3 protein-coding genes and 1 other annotated feature are annotated in these 3,262 nt (G+C 32.5%); of the genes, 2 read left to right on the top strand and 1 reads right to left on the bottom strand.

From position 1 onward, the window contains the following. Window positions 1-328 precede the first annotated feature (328 nt). Window positions 329-1,354: a bile acid:sodium symporter family protein gene (locus J6L95_RS06100; protein WP_287458489.1), complete on the bottom strand. Its 1,026-nt coding sequence runs from the start codon at window positions 1,352-1,354 to the stop codon at window positions 329-331. Between the two features lie 42 nt (window positions 1,355-1,396). Continuing rightward, window positions 1,397-1,622: a binding site (T-box leader), on the bottom strand. Window positions 1,623-2,004: 382 nt separating this feature from the next. On the opposite strand from J6L95_RS06100, the gene J6L95_RS06095 reads away from it, so the two are divergent. Beyond that, window positions 2,005-2,274, top strand: coding sequence for a GNAT family N-acetyltransferase (locus tag J6L95_RS06095; protein WP_287458488.1), 270 nt, complete (start codon window positions 2,005-2,007; stop codon window positions 2,272-2,274). Window positions 2,275-2,390: 116 nt separating this feature from the next. Then, window positions 2,391-3,113: a hypothetical protein gene (locus tag J6L95_RS06090; protein WP_287458487.1), complete on the top strand. Its 723-nt coding sequence runs from the start codon at window positions 2,391-2,393 to the stop codon at window positions 3,111-3,113. The last annotated feature ends 149 nt before the right edge of the window (window positions 3,114-3,262 follow it).

The raw sequence follows: 3,262 nt of genomic DNA, 5'->3' as shown, positions 1-3,262 counted from the left end.
TATCACATATTTTTTGATAATCACAAGATAATTATGCCATGAAGTATTTATATACTGTAGTTGTAGTAAAGATAAAGCTACAACTTATTCATAATTTCCCTTCAAAAAATAATTATCCCAAAAGCAGAAAACAGGTGAGGAAGACAAATCCCACCTGTTTTTTGTATATTTAGATATCACATATTTTTTGATAATCACAAGATAATTATGCCATGAAGTATTTATATACTGTAGTTGTAGTAAAGATAAAGCTACAACTTATTCATAATTTCCCTTCATACAATGATTAACTCAAAACAAAAGGACAAGCAATGCTTGTCCTTTTGGCTTAGAATTCAGTCTGTGTGCTTTTGTTTTTAACTGATACAGAACGTTTATCCATCTGAGCAAATAGCGCAGCGATAAGTGTTCCGGAAATAGAATGCCATACACAAGAGACAGCGCAGATGATTGCGGCTTGAGGCAATGCGGCAAACTGTGCAGTTGTAGTAACAAGGTTAGTTGCTAAACCGGCATTCTGCATACCAACTTCGATTGAGATTGTACGTTTTTTCTTAACGTTCATACCAGCAAGTTTACCAGCTAAGTATCCAAGTGCATATCCTAAGCTATTATGTAAAAGAACTGCAACGAATACGACAACACCTGAAGTGAAGAAGTTTTCTCCCTGAGAAGAAACAACACCACCAACAACGCATGCTAGACCAATAACTGCGATACCAGGCATTACGCTCTGTAATTCTTTAAATACTTTCTGCTGACCAAATTTGTAGTTAAGATAGAATCCAACAGCGATAGGTAAAAGAACTGTTTCTAAGATAGAAACGAACATTGGGAATCCATGGATGCTGATCTTAGCACCATGAGCAAGCAATGAAACCATGATTGGAGTCATAACTGGTGAAAGAAGTGTAGAAACAGTAGTCATTCCAACAGAGAAAGCTACATCACCACCACAAAGGTATGACATGATATTAGAAGAAACCCCACCTGGACAGCATCCAACAAGAATTAATCCTAATGCGATAGCAGGTGAAAGATTAAGAACCTTTGTTAAGGTGTAAGCCAAGAATGGCATGATCAAGTATTGTGCACATGCACCAATACAGATATCAAAAGGACGAGCTGCTAAGATCTTGAAATCTTCAGTAGTTAGAGTCAATCCCATAGTGAACATGATAATGCCGATAATCAATGATTGGTTAGTGAATTTGTTTCCAACAAAATCAAAGAATAATGAGAAGTTGACCCAGCTCATTAAGCTATGAGCAAAAAATGTTACGATTGCGACAGCAATAACAAACAATGCTGTGTAATCAGATAAAAATTTACTGCATTTCTGTAAAAATTTCATATAAAATATCCCCCCTTTGAGCAAATAAAAAATTCGTTCCAATATAGGAACGAATATATCCGCGGTACCATCCTTTTTCCATGTTAAACATGACACTTTACGTACAAACATACGCTATCCATATAACGGTGGAAACCGGCTAGATCTACTATATTGTTCAATCCGCTTCTTAGGGACGATACTGTAATCATCAGCAAATCTGTTTTCACCAGCCACAGACTCTCTGATTGCCTTCCTGATCACAACGTGTTCCCGTCATTGAATTTTTTATTTTGCTCTTGCGTATATAATAGACCTCACTTTTTTAAAAGTCAACAAATATTTGTCAAAAAGACAATTATATATATTTCTATTTATGAAAATGGTGTATATTGGGTCAAAAATATATTATAACCTTTTATGTCAAAAAGATATCCTTTATAATAGGTGTATCAATAGATAAAGCAATGACAGTGATATGCCAAATAAATATCTTATTACGTTCTTCTATTTTCAATTATTTGTTTATCTATTAATACACAGTCAGTTATTTATTAATCATTGCTTACTCTATTGATATTTATTAAGCATTTATGTTGAAAAACAGAAGATAAATCGTTATTCTTGAATTAAGAAGTATCTTATGTGTTGATTTTACAAGGAGGATAAAAATGATAACTGTAAATTATGAAGCAGACCGTAATCGTGCTGCAGCTTATGATGATGAAAAGAAAAACATTTTAGTTGGTGTATGTACATATAAAGAAGAAGATCAGACATGGATTATTGATCATACTGAAGTGAATACTGGCTATGAAGGTCAGGGAATCGCAAGACGCCTTGTAGACACTATTATTGATGAAGCATTAAGACAAAATATCACATTAAAGTCTGTATGCTCTTATGCTACAAGAGTATTGGAAAAAAGGAATTTACTGTAAACTCTATCTGTTTGATAGAGTTTTTTATATAAATCCAGTTTTTAGGTTCACAATAGGACATATGACCATGTTATTTTTTCTGATTGTTTTATAATGAAATAGCAGAGGTGTATATTATGGAGGAAAATGTTTATTTAATCTTTGAAGAAAGCTATCAGGACTACGGTCATCATTTAAAAAGTCCTGTCCAGTTTTTTACGGATGATCATGATGCCTGTAGAGAGATGGATCATTTGCTTTTAAGCAATCTTAAAGATGCTCTTTCTTATTCATCATTGGTAGAATTTCATAAAAAAAGTCTATTTCATATTATTGAGAAACTTTATCAATCATCAGATGAGAAAAGTGGGAAGTATAATTATGTGTTAGGTGATGAAAAATTGGTCGTTACTTTTACATGTGATTGTATTGAAATATTTCTTTATAAAGAAATGGGTTCTGACTATATGCATCGTATTCAGTTAAAATGTATTTATAAACATATAATAGATACTAAGCCTTATATGCTTTTATGTGCGGGTGTAAATGATCGTGAGTTTGCGGCATTTGATATACTGTTCTTTTCTTCATTTTATGAAGCATCATCTTTTATGCATTGTTATTATCATGATAATCTTGATTTGTTAAAGAAGGAACTTGTTTCTTCAAGAAAGATGATTGAGGATATTGAAAAAGAAATTGATCAGACAATCCTTCAAGGGCAAGAATTCATTTCTTCATATAATATTGAAGATAAACTGCTGATGTGTTTTATGGATGAAACACAATGCTATATGGATTTAAGTAAAAATAATGAAAACTGTATTTATACCATGGAAATAATGCAGTTGCCACATTGAGCTTGTGAAAGCTCTTTCGTATTATAGAACTAGAAGTTATTCAAGTAATAATTCTAGTTTTTTATTTTATCTAGAAGTGATATCATATCACTGAAGAGAAGTTAATCATTATAACTTGAGACATCCATAAGGTAAGCTCGTAAACAACG

Origin of the sequence: Kandleria sp., from assembly GCF_017934775.1 — a bacterium.
GTDB classification, from domain to species: domain Bacteria; phylum Bacillota_I; class Bacilli_A; order Erysipelotrichales; family Coprobacillaceae; genus Kandleria; species Kandleria vitulina.
Note: the sequence above shows the minus strand (reverse complement) of the source record. Positions and strands in the feature narration are given on the sequence as shown.

Coding starts and splice junctions, on each gene's coding strand:
- J6L95_RS06100 (WP_287458489.1), bottom strand. CDS start 1,354: ATGAAATTTTTACAGAAATGCAGTAAATTTTTATCTGATTACACAGCA.
- J6L95_RS06095 (WP_287458488.1), top strand. CDS start 2,005: ATGATAACTGTAAATTATGAAGCAGACCGTAATCGTGCTGCAGCTTAT.
- J6L95_RS06090 (WP_287458487.1), top strand. CDS start 2,391: ATGGAGGAAAATGTTTATTTAATCTTTGAAGAAAGCTATCAGGACTAC.